A 24,753-nucleotide genomic window follows, 5' to 3' on the forward strand; every position below is an offset into this window, starting at 1 on the left:
ACCCCGGAGCCCCGGTCGGCGTCCGGCCGGACTGCGAATGCTCCCCGCGCACGCGGGGATGACCCCTGGTCTCGCGTCTTGCGCGTGATGTGCCGCCGATGCTCCCCGCGCACGCGGGGATGACCCCGCCGAGGGGCGCCTCGTGGTCGTATGCCACCGATGCTCCCCGCGCACGCGGGGATGACCCCAAGCGCAAGGGGTACGTCTACCTGGTCAGCGCATGCTCCCCGCGCACGCGGGGATGACCCCGTCGGCCACAGCATCGGCGACCACTGGGTGCAATGCTCCCCGCGCACGCGGGGATGACCCCCACGGGCTCGGCCGGGCCCCGGACGAGATCGAATGCTCCCCGCGCACGCGGGGATGACCCCGCCCCACCCATCCCGTGAGCCGTACGGCGATCGGCAGGTAGGGTCCCCGCCATGTACCCCGTTCGCCGAGCCGGACCACGTCTCGCCCTTCGCGAGCTGGAACCCCTCGACGTGGACGGGGTTTTCGCGATCTACGGCAGCCCGGTCGCCACTCGGCACTTGAGCTTTGAGCCCCGTACCCGGGAGCAGGTCGCGGCGATCGTGGATCGCTCGATCGCGTCGGCCGCCGAGAACCCCCGCTCCGAGTACGCCCTCGCCGTAGTCGAGCACGACGGACCGCTCGTCGGCTTCGGGAGGCTCGCCCTCGACCCCCACCAGCAGCGCGGCGCGACCTTCGGTTTCGCCCTCCGCCCGGACGTCTGGGGCAGGGGGTACGGCGTCGAGACCGTACGGCTCCTCCTCGGAGCCGGCTTCGAGGAGTTGGGGCTGCACCGCGTCTGGGGCGCCCGGGCCCCGCTGAACGACGCGTCCGCCGCGACGATGGCCGCCGCCGGGATGGTCGAAGAGGGGCGGATCCGCGAGCACGTTCACAAGGCCGGGGTGTGGCGGGACTCGATCGTCCACGCCATGCTCGACCGCGAATGGCGGTAGGTCGGCGCGGAGTCGGGGTCCGGCCGCAGCCGACATACAAACGCGTTCGGCCTCGCCCCCCCGCGAGTTCCGCCGTCACGCGGTCGGCATCGCGGCGAACGGAGAGGGCGCCGCGCCGCTGCCTTCCCGCCTCCGGCCCGTCCGAGGTCCGGATCCTCAATAGTCCGCACTCCGAACTCGGTTCCCGGCTGCGTCACCGGTGGAGCACGGCCGCCGTTGACGCAGCCGATGACATCGAGTGGGACGCCGTCGTCGATACCGGTACGGCTCACGGGTGCGCTCGGTGGGGCGCTGTCATGTCCGTCGTCGGGTGGGGCTGCGGTTTGTCACGCATTGCCAAGTGACTGGCGCGCGTTGCTATGGCTCGGTATTGGCGGCGGCTGAAGAATGAAGTGCAAGTTCCGACGTTCCAAAGTGCTGAAGAGGACCCGCATGAAGTACCGCGTCATCGGCGGCGAACCGGCCACCCGCCGCGAGGTGAGTGTCCTGAGTCTTGGTTCCATGCTCTTCGGGACGGTGACCGACGAAGCGACCTCCTTCGCCGTTCTCGACCGTTTCGTCGAGGCGGGCGGCACCTTCATCGACTCGTCCAACAACTACGCGTTCTGGGTGAACGGAACACAGGGCGGCGAAAGCGAGGAACTGCTCGGCCGCTGGATCCGCAGCCGGGGCATCGGCGACGAGATCACCATCGCCACGAAGCTCGGCGCCCGCCCCAACACCCCCTCGACAGGGTTCAGCCTGGACGTCGAAGGTCTCTCGGCCAAGGCCATCCGGGAATCCGCCGAGCGCAGCAGGGAGCGGCTTGGCATCGAGCGCATCCACCTCCTGTACGCGCACATCATGGACGAGAAGACGCCCCTGGAGGAGACCGTCACGGGCTTCGCCGAGGTCGTCGCCGACGGCGTCGCCGGCCTGCTCGGTGCCAGCAACCACTGGGCCTGGCGGATCGAGGCCGCCCGCAACCTCGCCAAGGCCAACGACCTGCCGGGCTACGAGGTCCTCCAACACCACCACAGCTATCTGCGCCAGCGCGCCGACGTCCCCAGCCTGCGTTCGCCCGACGGCAACCAGGGCCTGGTCAGTGCCGACCTGCTCAGCTATGTCCGCGCCAACCCGTCTCTGACCCAGGTCGCCTACTCGCCGCTGCTGTCCGGGGCGTATGTGCGCGACGACAAGCCGCTGGGCCCCGGCTTCGAGCACGCGGGCACGCAGCCCCGTCTCCAGGCGGTGCGGGAGGTGGCCGAGGAGACGGGCGCGAGCGCCAACCAGGTCGTGCTGTCCTGGCTGCTGGGCGGCGACATCCCGATCCTGCCACTGGTCGGCGCGTCCTCGGTCGATCAGCTCGACGACAGCCTGGCGGCCGTGGACCTGGAACTGACTCCGCAGCAGCGCGCGAGGCTCGACGGCGTGAACTGACGCACGGGGGAGCCCGAGGCGCGGGGCGAGGCGTCCCGCTCCACAGGTCACCCCCGACCGGCGACGGTCGTCGATCGGTGGCGGTGCCGTGCTCCTGCAAGCCGTCCGCGAAGCATCGAGGAAGGCGTACGTCCTGCTCGACGGCGCTCTCCTGCCCATCGACCGGATCGCCGCCGACTGACTCAGCCGGACGTCGTCGCCTATGGTCCCCGCGCACGAGGGGCCGGATTCGTGCCCCGACACCGTGGGCGTCGGCCGGAGTGTCTCTGTGAAAACGCGCTGGTGTGGCCGCGGGAGTCGCTGCTAGGTTGCCTGCGGCCGTGCATCACAGCGAGGAGGTGGTACCCGTGAACGTATCGACATGGGTGCTCCCCTCCGGGGTCGCGGTCGGGCGATAGATCGTCCGGGAGCGCCGTTTCGTGGCACTCCCGAAAGGCATGATCATGCAGTTCACGTCCGAACAGCGTCTCGACGGCGTCGTCCTTGAGCGTGAGTTCGTTCTCGGCGAGATCCCCGGCATTCTGTGGACGCCCGGATTCGCGTCCGCCTCCGCGCCGATGCCGCTGATTCTGCTCAGCCCGCCTCCTCTCGGACTGCGCAAGATGTACCCCCGCCTGGTGGCCCACGCCCGGCAGGCCGCGGCGGACGGCTTCGCCACGGCAACCATCGAGCTTCCCGGCGGCGGAGAGCGACCTCGTTTGCCCAGTGCCGAACGGGCCGTCGCCGACCTGCGCCGCGCACTGGCGGCCGGAGAGGCGGTCAGTGACGAGATCATCGACGCCCTCATCCTTCCTCTGGTCGACAGGGCCGTCCCGGAATGGCGGGAGGCTCTTGACGCCCTTCTGCGTCTGCCCGAGATCGGCGGCCCGGTCGGATACTCGGGCGGCGTGATCTCCATCGGCACCCGGCTGGCGGTGGTCGAGCCGCGCATCGCGGCCGCTGTTCTGTTCGCCGGGAGTTTCGTACCCCGCGCCATGTTCGAGGAGGCCCGCCAGGTCACCATTCCGCTGCACGTTTTGTTGCAGTGGGACGACGAGGGGAATGACCGCCAGGCGGCCCTGAACCTGTTCGACGCCTTCGGGTCGAAGGAGAAAACACTGCACGCCAACATGGGCGGGCACACCGGTGTCCCGCAGTTCGCGGGGGACGCGGCGGCACAGTTCTTCACTCGACACCTGAAGTGACGCCGGGCTGCCGGGCCACCGGCAGTCGATAGCCGTGCCGGTTGGACGCTGATCATCCGGAGCAGGTCCGGGTTCTCCACACGACGGCCCGGCCGGGCCATCGTTCTCGCCATCAGCATGAGTTGGGACGAGCTGATCTACGTAGGGTTCGCGCCCTCGGTTGCCTCAGCATGACGAGTTGTCTTGCGCGCCTTGGAGACTCTCTCGGGGTTCCGGGGCGCGCTGTCGGTCGGGCCTCGTAGGATCGCGGAGTGGGTGATGGCCGGTGTTTCAACTGCCTTTCGATTGGGTGGCTTTCATGGCACCTGAGGCTTTCGCCGGAGTCGGCGGAAGTGATGTGGAACGGTGCAGCACCCGGAAGAAACCGCAGGTCGCGAACTGTGCTCCCCGCACGCGCGGGGATGGTCCACGGCCCTTGCGACCCCGGGTGGCCCCCCGGGGGTGCTCCCCGCACGCGCGGGGATGGTCCCTCCCGACGGCCAAGGAGCGGGCCAACGCCCTGGTGCTCCCCGCACGCGCGGGGATGGTCCCCGCCCTTCTAGCAACGCCGAGGGCGGCCCCCAGTGCTCCCCGCACACGCGGGGATGGTCCCGCCAGGGCCTCACCCTGGGCCAGCTCTCCGACGTGCTCCCCGCACGCGCGGGGATGGTCCCACCCACAGCAAATCCTTTCGCGACGTGGCGGCGTGCTCCCCGCACGCGCGGGGATGGTCCCTGCCACGCGACTTCGCGGCTGATCGCAACTGGGTGCTCCCCGCGTTCGCGGGGCTTGATCGATGAGAGTGGCCTCGCGCCGGGGCAGTTGGGGCGCTGGAACTGTGGGCATGTGTCGGTGGTGGATTCGGAGCCCGGGTTTGTCGAGGGGGAGCGGAATGCCGGAGGTGAGGGTGAGGTGCCGTCGGAGTCGTGGGGGACTTGCCTGGCGTGTGTCGCGATAGGGCAGCGCCCCGGGTGGGCCGGGGCGCTGCGTAGGGGGTCAGGCGGGTGGTTCCGTAGTCGGCGGTTTCTTGGGGGCGCACTCAGGGTGGATCCACATCGGGGGGCGGCAGCCCGAGGCGCTGTCGTCCCACCAGAGGCGGTTCTCGTCGGTGGCTTCGACCGGGTTGCCGCAGCGTTGGCAGAGCTGTGGTCCCGGAGTCACGGGAGCCCAGGAGTGCCGTACGGATCCGTTCGATGGTGCGCTCGATCGTCCGGGTCATCGGTACGTCCACGATCGGGCCCAGCTCCGTCGGCGGCGGGAGAGGGCGGCGGTCCGGGCAGACGGGGTTTCCGCATCGGCAGGGGCGCCAGGCCCGTTCCGGTGCGGCGGGCGGTGCCGGGTCCTGGGTGTGGTGCCTTGAGTTTCGGTCGTCAGTACCCTTCGGCATGGCGACTCCCTTCCATGGTTCGGTTGTCCGCGCCCCCGGGCCGCTCCACCGGTCGCGGGGGTACTCGTGATTCCTGCTCTACTGCGGTCTACCGTGGTCTACCGCACTATATTGCGGTCGCGCGGTAGACCGCGGCTATCTAGCGTCGGAGGTATGGAGCACGACCTCGACCGCACCCGCCCCGTCTGGCGACAGATCGCCCAGCTCGTCATCGAGCGGATCGACGACGGGACGTACCCGATCGGGAGCCGCGTTCCGTCCGTGGTCGAGCTGTCCACCGAGTTCGGGGTGGCCGCGTCGACCGCGCAGAAGGTGCTCGCGCATCTGAAGGCCGAGCGGGTCGTGCGTGCCGAGATCGGTATCGGGACGTTCGTGGTCGAGCGGCCCGAGTCGGGCTCGGGTCAGTCGTAGCTGTCCGGGGCCTCTTCCGAGGTGTCGGAGCCCGCGATGTCCGGTGGCCGTTCGGCGGAGAGTTCGCCCTGGACGAGGACCGTCAGGAACGCGAGCCCGGCCAGGACCGCTGCTCCGAGTCCGGCCGCCGCGCCGACTCCCTCGCCGGGGCTCACCTGGTGCTCCGGCCCGCGATGACATAGTTCGCGAGTGTCTCGGTCAGCCGAGAGAGCCTCAGCAGGGTCGGCTCGCCGTTCTCGCCGGGGCGGTCGATGATCCTGCGCGCGTAGCGGACGGTGTCCCGGACCACTTCGCCGTGCCGGCCGGGCAACTCGCGGCCGTACGCCTCGGACGGCACCGCGAGCCTGGTGATGTAGCCGTGCAGACGGCCGCGCAGGGCATCGACGGCGGAGTCGGCGGAGTCGGCCGAGTTGCCTTCGTGTGAGAGCCGTAGGCCCAGCTCGATGTCCCGCGCTACCTCCCTCAAATCGAGTCGGCGGGCCTCCGGGGCGGATTCCAGATGGTGCCGGACCGGGGCGTACACATCGCGCAGATAGTTGTCCAGACGGCTGATCGGAGCCCAGGTGACTCCGTCTATCTCGGCCGGGGCCGCCACCCTGGGTGTGGTGTCCGTACCGCCGACGACCGTGCAGGAGACGTACGCGATCCGGCGCCCGGACACGGGATGCGACCGCTGTCCGATGCACTCGCCCGGGGCGACGGCGAGGCCGGTCTCCTCCCGGGTCTCCCGTACGGCCGCGCGGGCGGCGGTCTCGCCGGTCTCGATCCACCCGCCGGGGAACGCCCAGCCGGGCGGCCGGGCGCGGCGGCGGACGAGGAGGACGGCGCCGTCGCGGACCACGATCGCGGCGGCGACGGTCGGCGCGGCTTCCGTGGGGCGGTTCAACCGGACCACCTCCGCGGGTTCCGCTTCGTTTGGTTCGTCATGCGTCATACCTTCGCCCTCACCGGGAATGCTGAGGAGAGGATTCGGGTGCCCAGCCGTGCCCAGCCTGCCCGAGTGTTACCGGCTGTGCCCTTGTGTCCACTGGGGAGTGCTATTGCCCTTCACATGCGTTGTGCGGTGGGCATGCTGGGAAAGTGAGTATCGACGAGCATCCGCTGGCCTATCTGCTGCACCGTCAGGGCTGGTCGGCCACGGAGTATTTGACGCGGTTGGGGGCGGTGCATCAGCGGCTCGGTTACGGGCCGATCGCCCGCGACCGCAAGCGAGTGACGCGTTGGACGCGTGGTGGTGTCGTACCGGAGATGTCGGCGCAGTGTGCGATGGCCGAGCTGCACGGCGTTCCGGAGGAGGAGATCACGGCCCGGCCCTGGCCCGAATGGCTGAAGCTGGCATGCGTCCACGACCGGGCGGCTCTCGACGCCGAATGGGTCGCCACCACCACGATCGACCTACTGGACCGCCTCGCCGTGGGAGGACCGATGGATCGCAGGGGATTTCTCGTCGTCACGGGCATAGCGCCGGTGCTGGCCGGAGCCGCCGGAGCGGAACCCGCCGTCGCGGTGACGAACGGCCGCCGGATCGGCGCGAGTACACCCACCCTGTTCGAGCGGTCCCTCGCGCTCCTGCGGCGGCAGGACGACCAACTCGGCTCCGGCCAGGTTCACGCCTCGGCCAGGGCGCAGCTCCGGCTCATCACCACGACGCTCAGGACAACCGCCTACCCGGAGGACATCGGTCGTCGGCTCTACGGGGCCGCCGCCGAAGCCGCCCGGATCTGCGGATGGACCGCCTACGACGCGGGGCAGCGCGCTCTCGCCGAAGAGTTCTACCTGGTCGCACTTCGCGCGGCGGCAAGCGCCGACGATCAGGTGGTGGCCGCCAACACCCAGGCGTTCTGGGCCATCGCACGCTACTCCGGAAGCGATCCGCGCGGCGCGATCGCCCTCGTCACCGACGCGCTGAGCCGGACCCGGAACCTCGGCTCGCCCCGGATGGCGGCCATGCTGTACGCCCGCCTGGCGCGCGCCCACGCCCGCGCGGGCGAGGAGCGGGCTTCCGAGCGGGCCATCGACGCCGCGTTCAGCGCGTACGACGCCGCCCGGGACCGGAAGCCCGAGGACGATCAGGACTGTGTGTACTGGGTCAACCTCGGTGAACTGCACAGTTGGGCGGCCAGTAACGCGACCGATCTCGGCAACCCGGGCGAGGCGCTGGCGCAGTACCAGGCGATCCCCGGGGCGCACCGGGCGGAGGCGTACGACGGCCAGGCGTATCCCCGGGCGGTAGCCCTGCGGCTGACGCGCACGGCCGGGGCACATATCGCGACCGGGGACCTCGACGGTGCCGTCGACACGGCCCGGCGTGCCGTCGAGTACCTGGGCGGCGTCTCGTCCGCTCGTGGGACGTCCAGCCTGACCGGTCTCCGTACCAAGCTCTCCGATCATGGATCCGTGCCGCTCGTACGGGACTTCCTCGCGCAGACTGCGTGATCCTTCTGCCGGAGTCCGTTCACGCCCCGCCGGGCCACTGTTTTGAAGGGGATCGGCGGGGCCCGGTGAAACGCAGGTGTGTTCCATCGCCGCCGGTGGGTTTGGCCCCGTTCGTCCGGCCCGGGCCCCTGTCCCCGTAGCCCGGGCTCATAGGCGGCTCGCGGCGGGCGCGCGGCGGCGGAGGAGGAAGCCGCCCAGGAGGACCACGGCCAGCGTGAGGTAGACGATGATCGTGAACGGCGTCGAGACCAGTGTCGTGATGTCGCCGCCCGCGATGTCGAGCGCCCGGCGGAGCTGGACCTCGGCGAGGGGGCCGAGGATCGCGCCGACGATCATGGGGGAGACCGGGAAGCCGAACCGGCGCATCAGGTATCCGGCGAAGCCGAAGAAGAGCAGGACTCCCACGTCGAACGCGCTGCCGTTGACGGCGTAGGTGCCGAGCAGGGCGAACATCATGATTCCGGCGAAGAGATAGGGCTTGGGGATCCGGAGGATCTTCACCCAGAGGCCGATGAGCGGCAGGTTGAGGCCGAGCAGGATGACATTGGCGACGAGCAGGCTGGCGATGAGGCCCCAGACGAGGGCCGACTGGTCGTCCAGGAGTCGCGGGCCGGGCTGGATGCCGTACTGCTGGAAGGCGACGAGGATGACGGCGGCCGTGGCGGAGGTGGGGATGCCGAGGGTCAGCAGGGGGACCAGGGTGCCCGCGGCGTTGGCGTTGTTCGCGGCCTCCGGGCCCGCGACGCCCTCGATGGCGCCTTGGCCGAACTCCTTCGGCTTCTTGGAGAGTTTCCGTTCCAGGGTGTACGAGAGGAAGGTGGGGATCTCGGAGCCGCCCGCGGGGATCACGCCGAGGGGGAAGCCGATGGACGTGCCGCGCAGCCACGGGCGCCAGGTGCGCCGCCAGTCGTCGCGGGTCATCCAGCGGCTGCCCTTGCCGACGCTCATCACGTCGAAGCGGCTGGACCTCTGGTGGGCCGCCACGTACAGCACCTCGCCCATGGCGAAGAGGGCGACGATGAGGACGACGGTGTCGATGCCGTCGAGCAGGGAGACCTCACCGAAGGTGAGGCGCTGCTGGCCGCTCTGGAAGTCGATGCCGACGATGCCGACCACGAGGCCGAGGGCCATCGAGATCAGGCCGCGCAGCGGGGAGCCGCCGACCAGGGCGCTGACCGTGAGGAAGGCGACGACCATGAGGGCGAAGTAGTCGGGGGCGCCGAGCCGGACCGCGACCTGGACCATCCACGGGGCGAAGAAGGCCAGCAGGAGGGTGGCGATGGTGCCCGCGACGAACGATCCGATGGCGGCGGTGGCCAGCGCGGCGGCGCCCCGGCCCTGGCGGGCCATCTTGTTGCCGTCGATGGCGGTGATCACGGAGCCGGACTCGCCGGGGGTCTTCAGGAGGATGGACGTGGTGGAGCCGCCGTACATGGCGCCGTAGTAGATGCCGGCGAACATGATGAAGGCCCCGGCGGGTTCCAGGCCGTACGTCATCGGCAGGAGCAGGGCGATGGTCAGGGCCGGGCCGATGCCCGGGAGGACGCCGACGAGGGTCCCGACGACCGTGCCGATCAGGGCGAAGAGCAGATTCTCCGGGGTGAGGGCGAGCGACAGCCCGTGCAGCAGTCCGTCCCAGCCGCCCATCACAGCACCCCCGCCAGGACGCCGGGGGCGAGCGCGATGCCCAGGGCCCGGGTGAAGACGAGGTAGACCGCGAGCGACAGGCCGACCGCGACGGCCGCCGACACCAGGTGGTTACGGGCTCCGACGGCCCAGGCGGTGAGCCAGAACGCGATGGCGGAGACGACGACGTAGCCGAGGCTGTCGACGCCCGCTATGAAGATCAGCGCGGCGGCGGTGCAGACGGCGAGCGGTACCCAGCGGGTGGTGCGGACGTCGATATCGCCCTCGGCGGCGTCGGGTTCGCCGCGGCGGCCCCGGGCGATCTGGACGCCGAGCGCCACGGAGAGTACGAGGAGCAGGGTGCCGACCACCGTGGGGAGGAATCCGGCGCCGACGCCCGACGCGGAGGTCGGGGCCGCCTGTCCGAGGCCGTCGAGCAGGGTGACCACCCCGATGACGAGGAGTCCCGCGGTCACCGCCCATTCGCCGACGGCGGGGCCGCGCCCGGCTTCGCGGGGCGGAGCGGCTGGGGCGTCCGGGGCGGCCGGGGGCTCCGGCGGGGTCGGAGGGGTGCTCATGGAGGGTGCCTTTCTCACGCCGGGGTCCGGGTGCCCGCGGCCGCGGACACCCGGTACGGAACACGGATCACTTCTTGGACAGACCCAGCTCGTCGAGGACGCCCCGGACCCTGGTGTTCTCCTCCTTCAGCCAGGCCGCGAACTCGTCACCGGCGATGAAGCTGTCGTTCCAGGAGTTCTTCGCGAGGGCGTCCTTCCAGCTCTGCGAGGCGTGGAGCCGGGTGAGCGCGTCGACGTACTGCTTCTCCAGACCGGCGTCCAGGCCGCCCGGCGCCATCATCGAGCGCCAGTTCTGGAAGGCGAGCCCCTTGTCGAGGTCGGCGGCGGTCTGCGCGAAGGGGACCCCTTCGACGGGCGCGGTCGAGGAGACGAGGAGGCCCTTCATGGCGCCTTCCTTGATCTGGGCGGCGAACTCGTTGAGCCCCGAGACGCCCGCCTGGACCTTGCCGCCGAGGATCGCCGTGGTCGCCTCGCCGCCTCCGCTGTAGGGGACGTAGTTGACATCGGAGGGCTTGACGCCGAAGTGCTTGGCGAGGAGTCCGATGAAGATGTGGTCGGCGCTGCCCGCGGAGCCGCCGGCGATCGCCACCGACTTGGGGTCCTTCTTGATCTGGGCGAAGAGCTTCTCGACCGAGTCGTACGGCGAGTTCTTCGGCACGACGATGACCTCGTACTCGCCCATCAGCCGGGCGAGGGGCGTGAGGTCGTCGAGGCCGACGCCGGTGCCGTTGCTGATGACGCCGCTCATCATGGCGAGACCGGAGGCGATCCAGAGGTTCTTCTTGCCCTTCTGGGGCGCCACCTGGGCGAGGGCGACGGTCCCGGAGGCCCCGGGGACATTCTTGACCTCCGGCCCCTTCGCGAGCCCGGCGGACCGCAGCGAGTCCTGGACCGCCCGGGACGCCTGGTCCCAGCCGCTGCCGGGCGCCGCGGGCGCGATGATCTCGATCCGGTCGAGCGCCCGGGTCTGCCCGCCGGAACCCTTCGTACCGCCCGGGGACTCGTCATTGGCGCCGCACGCGCTGAGGGCGAGAACGGCGGCCGCCACCGCGGCGGCGATACGGGTGATCTTCATGGAGACGTCCCTGTCTCTCCGAGGAGTGCTTGAGGGCTCGGAATGTATACACGGGTGGGGTGCTCCACAAGGGTCTGTCCCGATATTTTGCTCGGCTCGTGACCTGTGAGTCGGTCTGTGTATACACTCCGGGCCATGCCGATCTCTTCCCCCACCGCCGCCGAACGCGCCTACGCGCAGATGCGGTCGGAGATTCTCGACGGTCTGCTGGTCCCCGGAGCCGCCCTGCTGGAGGTGGAGCAGTCGGAGCGCCTGGGCGTCTCCCGGACCCCGGTACGTGAGGCCCTGCGCCGGCTCGTCGCCGAGGGACTGGCCGAGCCGACGGGACGCCGCGGCCTCGTGGTCACCCAGGTCGACGAACGCGATGTGCGGAGCCTGTTCGAACTGCGGGCCTGTCTGGAGGCCCAGGCGGCCCAACTCGCCGCCGAGCGCGGCGATCCGGAGGTCTTCGCCGGGTTCGCGGACGCCTTCACCCACTGGTACGAACTCTTCGGCGGGCCCGCGGTCTCCGGCGAGCGGGTGAGCGAGTACTTCGCCCTCATCCGGAGCTTCGACGAGGCCACCGGCGCGGCCACCGAGAACTCGTTCCTCGTCGACACCATGGAGAACCTGCGGACCCATATCGCCCGGGTCCGCCGGATGGCCGGGCACTCCCAGGGCAGGCTCGCGGCCTCCGCGTCGGAGCACGCCCTGATCGCCCGGGCCGTCTCAAGGGGTGACGCCGCCCTCGCCCTGCACGCCACCCATGTCCATCTGCACAACAGCCATGAGCACTTCCGCCGCTCCTGGCGCCCCGCCGGACAGAGCGAGCCCCGGGGACGGCGGAACACCGGAGCAACGGAGAAGCCTCGATGAAGAACCATCCGGTCCGATCCCACCGCAGTGCGGAGCACCTCCCCCGCGAGGAGCAACTGGCCTGGAAACTGGCGGAGGTCGCCGCCGACCCGGTCGAAGTCGGCGACGACGCCGTCGAGATGATCGTCAACCGCTTCATCGACAACGCCGCCGTCGCCGCCGCCTCCATCGGCCGCGCGGCCCCCACCTCGGCCCGGGCCCAGGCGCTGTCCCACCCGCCGAGCCGCGGGGGCGCGGGGGCGACGGTGTTCGGCGCGGCGCCGGACGTCCGGACCGGCCCCGAATGGGCGGCCTGGGCCAACGGGGTCGCCGTCCGCGAACTCGACTACCACGACACCTTCCTGGCCGCCGACTACTCGCACCCCGGCGACAACATCCCGCCGCTCCTCGCCGTCGCCCAGCACACCGCCCGCGACGGGCACGCGCTGGTCCGCGCCGTCGCGACCGGCTACGAGGTGCAGATAGACCTCGTCCGCGCGATCAGCCTGCACCGGCACAAGATCGACCACATCGCCCACCTCGGCCCGTCGGCCGCCGCGGGCCTCGGGACCCTGCTCGGCCTGCCCACCGGGGTGATCTACCAGGCGATCGGGCAGGCGCTGCACACCACGACGACGACCCGGCAGTCCCGCAAGGGCGAGATCTCCTCCTGGAAGGCGTACGCACCCGCCTTCGCCGGGAAGCTCGCGGTCGAGGCCGTGGACCGGGCGATCCGCGGCGAGACCAGCCCGGCCCCCGTCTACGAGGGCGAGGACGGGGTGATCGCCCGGCTGCTGGACGGTCCCGAGGGGCGGTACGAGGTGCCGCTGCCAGGACCCGGCGAGCCCAAGGAGGCCATTCTGCTCAGCTATACGAAGGAGCACTCGGCCGAATACCAGGCGCAGGCCTGGATCGATCTGGCCCGCAAGCTGCTCCGCGAGCACCCCGACGCGGCGGACCCCGACCGGGTCCGGAGCATCGTGGTGCACACCTCGCACCACACCCACCACGTCATCGGCTCCGGCGCCGACGACCCGCAGAAGTACGACCCGCGCGCCTCCCGCGAGACCCTCGACCACTCGCTGCCCTATATTCTCGCCGTCGCCCTCCAGGACGGCCGCTGGCACCATGTCGACTCCTACGCCGCCGAACGGGCCGCCCGCCCCGACACCGTCGCCCTGTGGCGGAAGATCACCACGGTCGAGGACCCGGTGTGGACCGAGCGCTACCACGCGGACGGCGACCGGCAGTCCTACGGCGGCCGGATCGTCGTCACCCTGGAGGACGGCCGGACCGTCGAGGACGAGATCGCCGTCGCCGACGCGCACCCCGCCGGAGCCCGCCCCTTCGCCCGTGCCGACTACATCGGGAAGTTCCGTACCCTCGCCGTCCCCGTCCTGGGCGAGGCCGAGGCGGACCGGTTCCTCGGCCTGGCGCTGCGCCTGCCCGAACTGGGCCCGGACGAGGTACGGGACCTCACCTTCGCCGCCCGGCCGGGACAGCTCCCCGCGGGCCGCCCCGGAATCTTCTGAGGAGCCGGAGATGCTGTACACCACACGCACCGACGCGGAGAAGCGTCGGTCCTTCAGGAAACGGCTCGCCTCGGGCGAACTGCTCAGGCTGCCCGGCGCCTTCAACCCGCTCTCGGCGCGGCTGATCGAACGCCGCGGCTTCGACGGCGTCTATGTCTCGGGCGCGGTGCTCAGCGCCGACCTCGGCCTGCCGGACATCGGTCTGACGACGCTCACCGAGGTCGCCGGGCGGACCCGGCAGATCACCCGCGTCACCGACCTCCCCACCCTCGCCGACGCCGATACCGGCTTCGGGGAGCCGATGAACGTGGCCCGCACCGTCCAGGAACTGGAGGACTCCGGCCTCGCGGGGCTGCATATCGAGGACCAGGTCAACCCGAAGCGCTGCGGCCACCTCGACGGCAAACAGGTCGTCGACGCCGGGACGGCCGCCCAGCGGATCCGCGCGGCCGTCGACGCCCGGCGCGACCCCGACTTCCTCGTCGTCGCCCGGACCGACATCCGCGCCGTCGAGGGTCTCGACGCGACCGTCGAACGCGCCCGGCGGATGGTCGACGCGGGGGCCGACGCCGTCTTCCCGGAGGCGCTGCGCACCCTGGACGAGTTCGAGCGGGTCCGCGCCGCGATCGACGTACCGCTGCTGGCGAATATGACCGAGTTCGGCAAGAGCGACCTGTTCAGCGCCGACCAGCTCAGGGACGTCGGGGTCAATATCGTGATCTGGCCGGTCTCCCTGCTGCGGATGGCGATGGGCGCCGCCGAACGGGGCCTGGACACCCTGCTGGAACAGGGGTCGCTGACGGACCGGCTCGACGAGATGCAGCACCGCCGGGATCTGTACGACCTCGTGGACTACGAGGGGTACGACCGCTTCGACTCCTCGGTCTTCGACTTCCGGCTGGAGGCGGACTGAGCACCGCGCCCCACGCCCCCTGTTCTGGGGGCCCGCCCCCCGAATAGGGGTGAACGCGCCCGCCCTCCGGCGTGTTGGCTGGTGACCAACGACGCAGAACCGAGGAGAGGCAGATGCGCGTACTCGTCACCGCCGCGACCGCCCCGTATCTGTACCATCTCGCGCCCCTCGCCTGGGCCCTGCGGACCGCCGGGCACGAGGTGCGGGCCGCCGTGCCCGACGGGGTGGTGGAGGCCGCGCGGGGCAGCGGGCTGGCCGCCGTCGGCACCGGCGGCGGCCAGGACATCGGCCCGCTCGTCCGGGCCGCCCGCGAGTGGCCCGCCGAACTGGTCGTCTGGGACCAGCACAGCGTCGGCGGCGGGATCGCCGCCCGCGTGGCCGGGGCCGCGCACGTACGGGTGCTGTCGGGGGCGCATCAGGCGCCCGGCACGGCGGGTACGGCGCGGCTGGCCGATCTCGCCGGGGCGCACGGGGTCGCCTGCACCGACGACCTGGTCTTCGGCGAGCTGACCGTGGATCCGCTGGTGGACGGGGTCGGCGGTGACCGGGGCGCGCGGCGGGTCGCCGTACGGCCCGTGCCGTACGACGGGCCCGCCGCCGTGCCCGCTTTCCTCCAGAAGAAGGCCCGGCGTCCCCGGGTCCTGGTGACCGGGCGGGCGCTGGCCGATATCGGGGAGCTGGACGCCGAGGTGGTGGCCGTGGTGGATTCCGCCCGGCTGCCCGCCGGGACCCGGATGCCGCGCCATGTACGGCTGCTGGAGCCGATGCCCGTACACGGCCTGCTGTCGTTCTGCTCCGCCGTCGTCCACGACGGCGATCCGCTGATCCAGGCCGCCGCCGCCGTACGGGGCGTACCGCAGCAGACCACCGGGGAGCGGGTCGACCGGCTGCTCGACGATCCGGCGGTACGGGCCGAGGCGGAGCGGGTGCGGGCGGAGTTGGCGGAACGGCCGAGCCCCGGCGGGCTCGTGCCCCGACTGGAAGGGCTGGTCCGATGACCCGGCACCAAGTCGACCCCCGGGCGCTGTCCGAAGGGGACCTCGCCCGGCATCTGCTGACCGTACGCGGGGTGCAGTGGATGAACGGCGACCGGGGCGCACCGCTCGCCCTGCTGCTGCGCGACCACGCCGTCGACCGGGCCGCCGTACACGCCGGGCTGCGCGCCGGGTCGCCGCTGCGGCAGACCGATCTCGACGTCTGGGTGACCGGCGGACACGCCACCGCCGCCGCGGTGCTCGCCGAGCCGGGCCTCACGGTACGGGACGCCCGCGCCGCGCGCCGCAGACGGCGGGGCTACACCCTGGGCGCCGGGGCCACCGTCAAACACGTCATCGCCGTCGACGACACCGTGTTCGGTCTGGAGGCCGAGGACACCGCCCGGGTCGCGGCCCTGGTCCGGCCGCTGGTCGCCGGGGCCGACCCGGCGGCCGTCGGGGCCGGATACCGGGACCTGGCGGCCGTGCCCGACGGGCCGTTCGACCTGATCACCGACTTCGCCAGGCCCGGTACGGCCGCCGCTCTCGCCGCCCTGTTCGGGCTGCCCGAGGGGGTACGGACCCGGTACGCGGCCCTGGTCGGCGACACCGTACCCGTACTTGACGCCCTGCTCTGCCCGCCGACCCTGGCCGCCACCCGCGCCCTGACCACGGCGTACGACGGCATCGCCGAGGACGTCGACCGGCTCGTCAAGGACGGCGCCACCCCATTCGGGGAGGCCGGGGAGGCCGGGGACGTCCGGGCCGGATATCTGCTGCCCCTGGTCGCCGGTGCCCAGCTCGGCGTACGCCTCGTCCACGGCACCGTGACCGCCCTGCTCGCCGAACCCGGCGCCTGGGCCGCCGTACACGACGATCCGGCGCTCGTCCCGGCCGCCGTCGACGAGACCCTGCGGCACGATCCGCCACTCCGGATCGTCAGCCGGATCGCCTCGGCCGACACCCGGATCGCCGGACTGCCGGTCGCCGCGGGCGACCAGGTCGCCGTACTCCTGGACGCGGCGGGCCGCGACCCGGCCGCCTACACCGAACCCGACCGCTTCCGGCCGGACCGGACCGACCGGGCCGAACCGCCGGCGCTCGCCGATCCGGCGTTCCGGTTGCTGACCCCGCTGCTGCGGCTGCTCGCCTACGAGGCGGTCACCGCCCTCGCCGCCCGCGCCCCCCGGCTCGCCCACGCCGGGCCCGCCGTCCGGCTGCCGCGGACCCCGGTCACGGGTGCCGTCGTCCGCTGCCCCGTGACCACCGGATAGCCACCGGGGCCGCCGGGCCGTCGAGAACAGAAGGATCGAACATGCGCGTACTCTTCACCGTCTTCGCCTCCAAGGCCCATCTGTTCAATCTGGTGACCCTCGGCTGGGCACTGCGCGCCCAGGGGCACGAGGTGTGCGTCGCCAGCCACCCCGATCTGACGGAGACCATCACCAGGACCGGGCTGACCGCCGTCACCGTCGGCGACCGGCTGGACATGGGCGGCACCGCCCAGGCCAAGGGGTCGTCCAACCAGGAGGTCCTCAGCCGGGGGCTCAGCTCCCCCTACGAGGAGCAGCGCGCGGGCGGCTGGGACCACGCCCTGGCCGAGTTCACCCTCGCCTGCGGGGTCCGCTACGAATACCTCGCCGACCAGAAGTTCACCGACGACCTGGTGTCCTTCTGCGACGGCTGGCGGCCCGACCTGGTGATCTGGGACGCCCTCACCTTCGCCGGGGCGATCGCCGCCCGCTCCTGCGGGGCCGCGCACGCCCGGATGCTCTTCGGACTCGATCTGATCAACCGGCTCCACGACGACTACCGCGCCCTGCGGGCCGGACTGCCGCCCGAGGCGCGGGAGGATCCGCTGGGGGAGTGGTTCACCGGGCGCCTCGACCGGATCGGGCAGACGTACCACCCCGGTCTGGAACGGGAACTCGTCGCCGGACAGTGGACCATCGACCCGATGCCGCCGTGGATGCGGCTGCCGAACGAACTGACCACCGTGCCCGTGCGGTACGTGCCCTACAACGGGCCGACCGGGGTGCCGGACTGGCTCTCCCGGCCGCCGGAGCGGCCCCGGATCTGTCTCACCCTCGGACTGTCGATGCGGGAGGACGTCGGGGACTCCACGGTCTCCGTCACCGATCTGCTGGGCGGCTTCGAAGGGCTCGACATGGAGGTCATAGCTACTCTGACGGCGGATCAGGTCGGCTCGGCCGCCGTACCGGACAATGTCACCCTGGTGGACTTCGTCCCGCTCAACGATCTCCTGCCGAGCTGTGCGGGCATCGTCCACCAGGCCGGTTTGGGGACGCACAGCAACGCGCTGGTGCACGGGGTGCCGGACATCATCGTGCCGGACCCGTTCTGGGACGAGCTGGAGCGGGGGCTGATGGCCGAGAAACGCGGCTCCGCCATCGTCGTACCGCCGGGCGAACTGACGCCCGAGCGGCTGCGGGACGCGGTGGTACGGATCGTGGCGGAGCCGTCGTACCGGGCCGCGGCGCTGGACATCAAGCGGGAGCTGATGGACGTGCCGTCGCCGCGGGACGTCGTACCCGTGCTGGAGGAGCTGACCGCCGCGCACCGGTGAGCAGCCGGCCCGCATCCGCGGTGGGCGACCGGGGGCAGGGAGTGCCGGTCCGTCGTGGTTGTCGCACGCGCAGGACACCGCGCGCCCCGCCGGGATTCAGGAGAGGAGCTCCCGGATACGGCGGGCGGGTGCGGGGACGGCGGGTGCCTGGAAGATCCACTGCTGGATCTCCCGCTCGCCGAGTCCCTCGGGGAGAGGGGGCATGTAGGGCAGGGCCTGGAGGGCGGCGCCCGGCTGGGCGGGCCGGCTGTCGGCGAGGGTGCCGAGGTCGACCGCGTCGTAGCCGAGAGTGTCCAGCAGGGCGATGACCTCGGCCTTGGCCGCCTGGTCATCGGCGGCGAGGGGCAGGGCGCTGCGGTCGGGGGCGTGCGCCGGGCGGGCGAGGTCGAGCAGGTGGCGGAAGAAGACGTTGTTGAGGGCCTTGACCACCCGCGAGGCGGGGAGGTGCCGCTGCACATAGGCGCTGGAGGTGAGTTCTCCGGTGTCGAGTGCGGCGATGCGGCCGTCGCGCTCGGCGTAGTAGTTCGTCGTGTCGATGACCGTGCGGCCTGCCAGGGCGTCGGTGGGGAGCCGGCCGACGGCGCCCAGGGGGACGGCCGCGACGATGAGGTCGGCGGCTCGGGCGGCCTCGGTGACGGATGCCGCCCGGACTCGCGGCCCCAGGTCGGCGGCGAGGTCGGCGAGGGTCCGAGGGCCGCGGGAATTGCTCAGGATCACGTCGAGTCCGGCGTCGGCCGCGAGGCGGGCGACCGTGCCGCCGATCATTCCGCTGCCGATGATGCCCAGGGTTCTGGTCATGCTCATGTCTCCGTATCGCAGAGGTCGGGTGGGGCCGCCGCCGGACCCGGCAGCCGATGGCGCGCGGACTCGCGGTGTGAAGGATGGTCCTTCTTTTCGGCTTCAGTGTCATGTATGACACTCAGTTCCACATTGGTTTCTTTGTACCATTAACGCGATGGAGAGCCAAACCGAGAGGGCAGCCGGGATGACGAGCGCGATCACAGGCACCACCCGGGGTATCGCACGGGCGGCCGTACGCGCGGAGCTGGCGCAGGTGGCCTTCGACCTCTTCCGCCGGGAAGGGTTCGACAAGGTCACCCTCGATGAGCTCGCCTCCGCCGCCGGGGTCTCACGCAGCACGTTCCTGCGCTACTTCCGCACGAAGGAAGACGCGGTCCTCGGCGCTTTCGACGCGCAGGGAGAGAAACTCGCCGCCGCGCTGCGGGAGCGCCCTGCGGCCGAGGACGACTGGACGGCCCTGAGGCGCGCCATGGATTCCGTGCTCGACCCCTACCGCAAGGATCCCGAGCACTCACTGGCGCTGACGGCGCTGGTCCGGGAGACCTCGTCGCTGTGCGCGCGGCGCCTGGAGAAGCAGGACGGCTGGCGGACGGCCCTGGCCCGATCCCTCGCCGAGCGCTCCGGCAGTTCCGGCCCCGGCACACTCGCCCAGACCGTCCGGGCCGCCGCTGCCCTGGACTGCCTCAACGTCGCCCTCGACCACTGGACCGCCTCCGACGGGCGCGCCGACCTCGACGCACTCCTCGACGAGGCGTTCGCGGTCCTCGCGGCGTAGCGGCACCGTTCCGCGATCGCGGCACCGCCGCGCCGGTCCACGGCGTACGCGAACAGCCAATCGCGAAGAGTCGCGGATCAAGAAGATGGGGGACAGCTCCCGCCCGATGTGAAGCCGGGCGGTGCCCCCTGGTGCGAGGGGCCAGGGGGCACCGCCCGTCCGTGCGCGCGGCGCTACGGCGTGCGGCGGACCGCCGCCGTCACCGCGTCGCCCGCCGCCACCAGACGCGCGGTGAGGGCGCACACCCGGTCGACCTCGTCGAGCGTCACACCCGTACCGGTCGGCAGCATCAGGACCCGCGCGCCCAGCGCCTCCGTGCGGGGCAGCGGCAGCGGCGCGTGGCGGCCGGGATCGCGGACATACGGCTCCGTACGGTGGCAGCCCGGGTCGAAGTGGGTGCGGACCAGTACGTTGTCCGCCGTGAGGGCCGCCGCGAGGACGTCCCGGGAGATCCCGGCCGCCGTCTCGTCGACCTCGGCGACGATGTACTGGTGGTTGACGTCGTTCTCCGGGCCCGGCCGCCGCAGGGTGAGGCCGGGGGCGCCCGCGAGCCCGGCCGCGTACCGCTCGTACCGCTCCCGGTTGACCTCGATCAGAAAGTCCAGATTCTCCAGCGATGTGATGCCCATCGCCGCCGCGACCTCGGTCATCTTGGCGTTGGTACCGATCGAGGAGACGATCTCGCCCTCGCCCCGGCCGTAGTTGTGCATCGACCGGACCCGCTCGGCGAGCGCGTCGTCGTCGGTGACGACCGCGCCGCCCTCGAAGGAGTTGATGAACTTCGTGGCGTGGAAGCTGAACACCTCGGCATGGCCGAAGCCGCCGACGGCCCGGCCGCCCCGGGCGCTGCCGATGGCGTGCGCGCTGTCGTAGAAGAGCCGTAGACCGAACTCCTCCGCCAGGGCGTCCAGCTCCTTCGTGGGCGCCGGATGACCCCACAGATGGACGCCCATGATGCCGGTGGTGCGGTCGGTGATCAGCCGCCGGGCGTGCTCGGGGTCGATGTTGCCGGTCTCCTCGTCGATATCGCAGAAGACCGGGGTGACACCCTCCCAGAGCAGGGTGTGGGCGGTGGCGATGAAGGTGAACGACGGCAGGATCACCTCGCCCCGCAGCCCGGCCGCCCGGATCAGTACCTGGAGCGCGACGGACGCGTTGCACATGGCGACGCAGTGCTTGACGCCCGCGGCGGCGGCCACGTCCCGCTCGAACTGCTTCACCAGCGGGCCGAACGCGGTCAGCCAGCGGCGGTCGATGGCCTGCTGGATCAGCTCCATGGCCCGCGGACCGTCGGGGATGTTGGGCCGGCCGACGTGCAGCGGCTCGGCGAAGGCGGGCGTACCGCCGAGGACGGCGGGCTCAGCGGGCACGGCGGGCCCCCTGGTCGGCGACGAAGCTCCGGATGGACTCGGTCATGTAGTCCGTCATCTCGGTGGTGATCCCGGGGTAGACCCCGATCCAGAAGGTGCGGTCGGTGACCGTGTCGCTGTTGGTCAGCTCGCCGGAGACCCGGAAGTCCCGCCCCAGATAGGCCGGATGGCGGGTCAGGTTCCCGGCGAACAGCAGCCGGGTGCCGATCCGCCGGGACTCCAGGAAGTCCACGAGCCGCGCCCGGGTGAAGGGCGCGTCCTCGGCGACGGTGAGGACGAAGCCGAACCAGCTCGGGTCGCTGCCGGGGGTCGGCTCGGGCAGCAGCAGCCCCGGCACACCGTCCAGCCCCTCCCGCAGCCGGGCCCAGTTGGCGCGGCGCGCCGTACCGAAATCGTCCAGCTTGGCGAGCTGGGTGAGGGCGAGGGCGGCCTGCACGTCGGTCGCCTTCAGGTTGTAACCCACGTGGGAGAAGATGTACTTGTGGTCGTAGCCGAACGGCAGCGTGCCCATTTGGTACGAGAACCGCTTGTGGCAGGTGTCGTTCTCGCCCGGCTCGCACCAGCAGTCCCGGCCCCAGTCGCGCAGCGACTCCACGATCCGGGCGAGCGCCAGATTGTCCGTGAGGACACAGCCGCCCTCGCCCGCGGTGATGTGGTGCGCCGGGTAGAAGCTGACCGTGCTCAGATCGCCGAAGGTGCCGGTGAGCCGTCCTTCGTACGTCGTCCCCACCGCGTCGCAGTTGTCCTCGACGAAGAAGAGTCCGCGCTCCTCGGCCAGCTCCGCCATCTCCCGCGCCGGGAACGGATTGCCCAGCGCGTGGGCGATCATCACGGCCCGGGTCTTCGGCCCGATCGCCGCCTCGACCCGCTCCACGGTGGTGTTGTACGTGCCCAGCTCGATATCGACGAAGACCGGGGTGAGCTGGTTCTGCACGATCGGGTTGACCGTCGTCGGGAAGCCCGCGGCGACCGTCACCACCTCGTCGCCCGGCTTCAGCCGGTCGTCGCCCAGGGTCGGCGAGCAGAGCGCCCCCAGGGCCAGCAGATTCGCCGACGAACCGGAGTTCGTCAGATGCGCCTTGCGCAGCCCCAGCTTCCGGGCGAAGAGCCGCTCGAACTTCCGGGACGACACCCCGGCCGCGATCCGCATGCTCAGCGCCGCCTCGACCAGAGCCGTCCGGTCGTCCTCGTCGAGGACCGCCCCCGACGGCAGGATCGGGGTGATCCCGGGCCGGAACGCGGTGTCCGGCGCGACCTCCCGGTCGTACTTCCGCACCATCTCCAGGATCGCGCGCTTCATCTCGGTGGCCGTCTCCGGCATGATCACTCCCGTCGTCGGTTCGCGGCCCGCACGGCGTCCATCAGCGCCGCGCCGCGAACCGCGGTCTCCAGATGCTCGGCGAGCGGCTCGCCGTCGCGGACCGCCGTGGCGAAGCGGTCGATGGTGGTCAGGAACTGGTGACCGGGCGCGAGCGTCAGCTCCTCCACCCGGTCCTGCCGCTCGATCCGGATCACCGGCTGCCAGCTCGGCGGCGGGGTGAACGCCCGGGCCAGCACCAGCCGGCCCCGGCTGCCCCACAGCTCGTACCCGGCGCGGTAGCCGTGGTCGAAGCCGAAGGTGAGATGGGCGGTGACGCCGTGCGCGTCGCGCAGCAGTACGTCACCCCTGATGTCGACGCCGCCCCGCTCCGGGTCCTCGTGGAGATGGGCGCCGACGACCTCCAGCGGCCCGGTCAGCAGCATCAGCGCCGCGTGGAGCGGATAGAAGCCGGCGTCCAGAAGGGCGCCGCCGCCGAGTTCGGGCCGGTAGCGGACGTCGTCGGCTGGCAGCGGCGGGAACGCCATCGCCGCCGTCAGCACCCGGGGCTCGCCGATCGCGCCCTCCGCCACCAGCCGCCGTACCTCGGCGTGCTGGGCGTGCTGGACGAACATCCGGTTCTCCATCAGCACCCGGCCGGTCCGGCGGGCCAGCGCCACCAGCGCCTCCGCCTCGGCGGCCGAGACCGCGAGCGGCTTCTCGGCGAGGACGTGCTTGCCCGCCTCCAGCGCGCGGGCGCACCAGTGGGCGTGCAGTCCGGTCGGCAGCGGTACGTAGACCGCCTCCACGTCCGGGCGGGCCAAAAGCTCGTCGTAGCCGGTGACCGGGTCGCCGCCGAACCGGGCCGCGAACCGGGCCGCCTTCGCCGCGTCCCGGCTGGCGACCGCGACGACCTCCGCCCCGGCCGACTCGGCGAAGGCGGGCAGGGTACGGCGCCAGGCGACGGAGGCACAGCCGAGGACACCGATCCGGACCGGCGGGACGGCGGCGGGCGCGGGCGCGACGGGGGCGGGCGCGGGGGTGGGGCCGGGGGCCGTAGGACGGGGCGGCGCGGTCCGGGGAGCGGTTCCGGTTCCCGTTCCGGTTCCGGTCAGGGGGGCGGCGGGGGCGGTCGTCGTGGCTGTCGTGGCTGTCGTGGCGGCGGGTGGCGCGGGTGGCGTGGTCCGCCGCGCCGTACGGGCGCTCAACTCAGCCCCAGGGTCAGCCGCATCGCGCTCACCAGCGTCCGCGCCTGTACGTTCACGTAGTTGCGGTGCGCCAGCAGCCCCGTCAGCTGGGAGAGCGTGAGCCACCGGTAGTCCTCGGGCAGCTCGTCGGGCACCCCGGGGTCGTTCTCGTCGATCTCCAGTACGGCGTAACGGTTCTCCGCGTTGAGGAACCGGCCGCCCTCCTCGGAGAGGACCGTGTCGTAGAGGAAGCGGTGGGCCGGGGCGCGCGCCACGACGTCCGCGAACGGCGGCGCGCCGGTCGGATAGCTGGACGGCTGGTACTGCACCGTCGGACCGATCTCCACCACGTCCACGAACCCCGGCTCGGCCCTGGCGTGCGCCAGGACCTGGACCTCGCCCGCGACCCGGCGGAGCAGGAACGCCACCACCCCGATCCCGCACGGCTGGAACAGCGGCTGCGTCCAGCGGTGCACCTCACGGGTCGCGGCCTCCACCGAGACGGCTACCACCTTGAAGTGGTGACCCGCCTCGTGCCGGATCTCGTCCGGGCCCCGCTCCCAGCGGTCGACCTCCGCCAGCGGAATGCTCTCCGTGGCCACGCTGTGCGAGGCGCAGATCTCGGTGAACCAGCTGTGCAGTTCGGTGTCCGCGCCCGTACCCGGTGCGGCGGCGCGCAGGGCGGGGACCGTCGGCTCGAACCCGGGCGCCAGGGGCAGCGGCAGACACGAAAGCACCGTCCGCGCGTCCATGTTGACGAGGTTGTCGATCCGCAGCAGGGCCCCGATCTGCTCCGCCGTAAGCCAGTGGAAGTTCTCACCGACCGGGACGTCCTCGTCCACCTCGACCACCATGTTCCGGTTCCGCTTCCGCAGGAACCAGGAGCCGTGCTCGGACTGGAGGACGTCGACCAGCACCCGGCCGGGCCGCGGCTTGACGAAGTAGTCGAGATACGCGACATGGCCGCCGCGATGCGCCCGGGTGTAGTTGCTCCTGGTCGCCTGAACCGTCGGCGACAGCTGGAGGACGTTGACGTTCCCCGGCTCCATCTTGCACTGGAGCAGATAGTGCGGCACCCCGTGGAACCGCTTCACCAGAATGCCGAGGATCCCGATCTCCGGCTGGTTGATGATCGGCTGCGACCAGGAGGAAACCGGGCCCCGTTCGGAGCGCACCCGCAGCCCCTCGACGGTGAAGAACCGCCCCGAGTCGTGGCGGATGTCGCCGGACGCCGGATCGACGCTCCAGTGGGTGAACTCGTCGAACGGGATCCGGCTCACGGTGAACCGGTGCGCCTCGTTCCGCTCCCGCCACCAGGAGTGGAAGCCGTCGAGGCCCACCTCGGGACCGGACAGCGTCTCGGACGTCTTTGACATCACATCACCTCGTGCGGTCCGCGCGGAGCCGGGCCCGGCCGGGCCCGGCC

22 protein-coding genes, 1 pseudogene and 2 CRISPR repeat arrays (1 of these 25 cut by a window edge) are annotated in these 24,753 nt (G+C 71.7%); of the genes and pseudogenes, 13 read left to right on the forward strand and 10 right to left on the reverse strand.

Features of this window, described 5'->3' with window-relative positions:
• Positions 1 to 371: direct repeats of the CRISPR family, unit length 29 nt; unit sequence ATGCTCCCCGCGCACGCGGGGATGACCCC; it begins 24 nt to the left of the window's first position.
• A gap of 51 nt (positions 372 to 422) precedes the next feature.
• The 5 genes and pseudogenes from ABZ714_RS07685 (at position 423) to ABZ714_RS07705 (ending at position 5,342) form a co-directional block, all read left to right on the forward strand.
• The gene (locus tag ABZ714_RS07685; protein ID WP_358824235.1) at positions 423 to 962 is read left to right on the forward strand and encodes a GNAT family N-acetyltransferase; all 540 of its coding nucleotides are present in this window, start codon (positions 423 to 425) and stop codon (positions 960 to 962) included.
• A 432-nt stretch (positions 963 to 1,394) separates the two neighbouring features.
• Positions 1,395 to 2,381, forward strand: a complete 987-nt coding sequence (locus ABZ714_RS07690; protein WP_358824236.1) for an aldo/keto reductase — start codon at positions 1,395 to 1,397, stop codon at positions 2,379 to 2,381.
• A gap of 97 nt (positions 2,382 to 2,478) precedes the next feature.
• Positions 2,479 to 2,559 (forward strand): annotated as a pseudogene (locus ABZ714_RS07695) (IS5/IS1182 family transposase); the annotation flags it as partial.
• 265 nt (positions 2,560 to 2,824) lie between these two features.
• Entirely contained in the window at positions 2,825 to 3,565 is a 741-nt protein-coding gene (locus ABZ714_RS07700; protein ID WP_358824273.1) for an alpha/beta hydrolase, read from the forward strand.
• A 380-nt stretch (positions 3,566 to 3,945) separates the two neighbouring features.
• Positions 3,946 to 4,339: a CRISPR direct-repeat array (repeat unit 28 nt; unit sequence GTGCTCCCCGCACGCGCGGGGATGGTCC).
• 745 nt (positions 4,340 to 5,084) lie between these two features.
• The gene (locus ABZ714_RS07705) at positions 5,085 to 5,342 is read left to right on the forward strand and encodes a winged helix-turn-helix domain-containing protein (protein WP_358824237.1); all 258 of its coding nucleotides are present in this window, start codon (positions 5,085 to 5,087) and stop codon (positions 5,340 to 5,342) included.
• On the opposite strand, the gene ABZ714_RS07710 is transcribed toward ABZ714_RS07705, so the two are convergent.
• Together ABZ714_RS07710 and ABZ714_RS07715 are read right to left on the reverse strand one after the other, a co-directional pair.
• Complete coding sequence (locus tag ABZ714_RS07710; protein WP_358824238.1) at positions 5,333 to 5,497, reverse strand: hypothetical protein; 165 nt, start codon at positions 5,495 to 5,497, stop codon at positions 5,333 to 5,335. The two genes, ABZ714_RS07705 and ABZ714_RS07710, sit on opposite strands and share 10 nt — an antisense overlap.
• The gene (locus ABZ714_RS07715) at positions 5,494 to 6,228 is read right to left on the reverse strand and encodes an NUDIX hydrolase (RefSeq protein WP_358824239.1); all 735 of its coding nucleotides are present in this window, start codon (positions 6,226 to 6,228) and stop codon (positions 5,494 to 5,496) included. Before ABZ714_RS07715 ends, ABZ714_RS07710 begins: the two co-directional genes overlap by 4 nt.
• Before the next feature lie 194 nt (positions 6,229 to 6,422).
• Here ABZ714_RS07715 and ABZ714_RS07720 point away from each other — a divergent pair, with 194 nt between their 5' ends.
• A complete protein-coding gene (locus ABZ714_RS07720) occupies positions 6,423 to 7,778 on the forward strand; it encodes a transcriptional regulator (protein WP_358824240.1) in 1,356 nt (451 codons plus the stop codon).
• Positions 7,779 to 7,925: 147 nt separating this feature from the next.
• Here ABZ714_RS07720 and ABZ714_RS07725 read toward each other — a convergent pair whose 3' ends face one another.
• The 3 genes from ABZ714_RS07725 to ABZ714_RS07735 form a co-directional block, all read right to left on the reverse strand.
• The gene (locus ABZ714_RS07725) at positions 7,926 to 9,425 is read right to left on the reverse strand and encodes a tripartite tricarboxylate transporter permease (RefSeq protein WP_358824241.1); all 1,500 of its coding nucleotides are present in this window, start codon (positions 9,423 to 9,425) and stop codon (positions 7,926 to 7,928) included.
• Positions 9,425 to 9,982 (reverse strand): tripartite tricarboxylate transporter TctB family protein, encoded by a 558-nt coding sequence (locus ABZ714_RS07730; RefSeq protein ID WP_358824242.1) that lies wholly within the window; start codon positions 9,980 to 9,982, stop codon positions 9,425 to 9,427. Before ABZ714_RS07730 ends, ABZ714_RS07725 begins: the two co-directional genes overlap by 1 nt.
• A 67-nt stretch (positions 9,983 to 10,049) precedes the next feature.
• Positions 10,050 to 11,057, reverse strand: a complete 1,008-nt coding sequence (locus tag ABZ714_RS07735) for a tripartite tricarboxylate transporter substrate-binding protein (protein WP_358824243.1) — start codon at positions 11,055 to 11,057, stop codon at positions 10,050 to 10,052.
• Between the two features lie 135 nt (positions 11,058 to 11,192).
• On the opposite strand from ABZ714_RS07735, the gene ABZ714_RS07740 reads away from it, so the two are divergent.
• The 6 genes from ABZ714_RS07740 to ABZ714_RS07765 all read left to right on the forward strand — a co-directional run bounded on the left by ABZ714_RS07740 (position 11,193) and on the right by ABZ714_RS07765 (position 17,897).
• Complete coding sequence (locus ABZ714_RS07740; RefSeq protein WP_358824244.1) at positions 11,193 to 11,912, forward strand: GntR family transcriptional regulator; 720 nt, start codon at positions 11,193 to 11,195, stop codon at positions 11,910 to 11,912.
• Positions 11,909 to 13,423, forward strand: coding sequence for an MmgE/PrpD family protein (locus tag ABZ714_RS07745; RefSeq protein ID WP_358824245.1), 1,515 nt, complete (start codon positions 11,909 to 11,911; stop codon positions 13,421 to 13,423). Before ABZ714_RS07740 ends, ABZ714_RS07745 begins: the two co-directional genes overlap by 4 nt.
• A 10-nt stretch (positions 13,424 to 13,433) precedes the next feature.
• A complete protein-coding gene (gene prpB, locus ABZ714_RS07750) occupies positions 13,434 to 14,336 on the forward strand; it encodes a methylisocitrate lyase (RefSeq protein ID WP_358824246.1) in 903 nt (300 codons plus the stop codon).
• Between the two features lie 113 nt (positions 14,337 to 14,449).
• A complete protein-coding gene (locus tag ABZ714_RS07755; RefSeq protein WP_358824247.1) occupies positions 14,450 to 15,334 on the forward strand; it encodes a nucleotide disphospho-sugar-binding domain-containing protein in 885 nt (294 codons plus the stop codon).
• Positions 15,331 to 16,584, forward strand: a complete 1,254-nt coding sequence (locus tag ABZ714_RS07760) for a P450-derived glycosyltransferase activator (protein WP_358824248.1) — start codon at positions 15,331 to 15,333, stop codon at positions 16,582 to 16,584. The genes ABZ714_RS07755 and ABZ714_RS07760 overlap by 4 nt, the downstream gene beginning before the upstream one ends.
• A gap of 41 nt (positions 16,585 to 16,625) precedes the next feature.
• Complete coding sequence (locus ABZ714_RS07765) at positions 16,626 to 17,897, forward strand: activator-dependent family glycosyltransferase (RefSeq protein WP_358824249.1); 1,272 nt, start codon at positions 16,626 to 16,628, stop codon at positions 17,895 to 17,897.
• Positions 17,898 to 17,993: 96 nt separating this feature from the next.
• Here the strand turns inward: ABZ714_RS07765 and ABZ714_RS07770 are convergent, their stop codons facing one another.
• The gene (locus ABZ714_RS07770; protein WP_358824250.1) at positions 17,994 to 18,701 is read right to left on the reverse strand and encodes an NAD(P)-binding domain-containing protein; all 708 of its coding nucleotides are present in this window, start codon (positions 18,699 to 18,701) and stop codon (positions 17,994 to 17,996) included.
• 151 nt (positions 18,702 to 18,852) lie between these two features.
• Here ABZ714_RS07770 and ABZ714_RS07775 point away from each other — a divergent pair, with 151 nt between their 5' ends.
• Positions 18,853 to 19,473, forward strand: a complete 621-nt coding sequence (locus tag ABZ714_RS07775) for a TetR family transcriptional regulator (RefSeq protein WP_358824251.1) — start codon at positions 18,853 to 18,855, stop codon at positions 19,471 to 19,473.
• Positions 19,474 to 19,646: 173 nt separating this feature from the next.
• On the opposite strand, the gene ABZ714_RS07780 is transcribed toward ABZ714_RS07775, so the two are convergent.
• Genes ABZ714_RS07780 through ABZ714_RS07795 form a run of 4 tightly spaced genes read right to left on the reverse strand, consistent with a single transcriptional unit; the run spans position 19,647 to position 24,703 of the window.
• The gene (locus ABZ714_RS07780) at positions 19,647 to 20,843 is read right to left on the reverse strand and encodes a DegT/DnrJ/EryC1/StrS family aminotransferase (RefSeq protein WP_358824252.1); all 1,197 of its coding nucleotides are present in this window, start codon (positions 20,841 to 20,843) and stop codon (positions 19,647 to 19,649) included.
• On the reverse strand, positions 20,833 to 22,164 hold the full coding sequence (gene rfbH / locus ABZ714_RS07785; protein ID WP_358824253.1) for a lipopolysaccharide biosynthesis protein RfbH: 1,332 nt from the start codon (positions 22,162 to 22,164) through the stop codon (positions 20,833 to 20,835). The genes ABZ714_RS07780 and rfbH overlap by 11 nt, the downstream gene beginning before the upstream one ends.
• 2 nt (positions 22,165 to 22,166) lie before the next feature.
• Positions 22,167 to 23,348, reverse strand: a complete 1,182-nt coding sequence (locus ABZ714_RS07790) for a Gfo/Idh/MocA family oxidoreductase (RefSeq protein ID WP_358824254.1) — start codon at positions 23,346 to 23,348, stop codon at positions 22,167 to 22,169.
• Positions 23,345 to 24,703 (reverse strand): NDP-hexose 2,3-dehydratase family protein, encoded by a 1,359-nt coding sequence (locus tag ABZ714_RS07795; RefSeq protein ID WP_358824255.1) that lies wholly within the window; start codon positions 24,701 to 24,703, stop codon positions 23,345 to 23,347. The genes ABZ714_RS07790 and ABZ714_RS07795 overlap by 4 nt, the downstream gene beginning before the upstream one ends.
• Positions 24,704 to 24,753 lie beyond the last annotated feature (50 nt).

Source organism: Streptomyces sp. NPDC006798, assembly GCF_040635975.1.
In the GTDB taxonomy this organism is placed as follows: Bacteria; Actinomycetota; Actinomycetes; order Streptomycetales; family Streptomycetaceae; genus Streptomyces.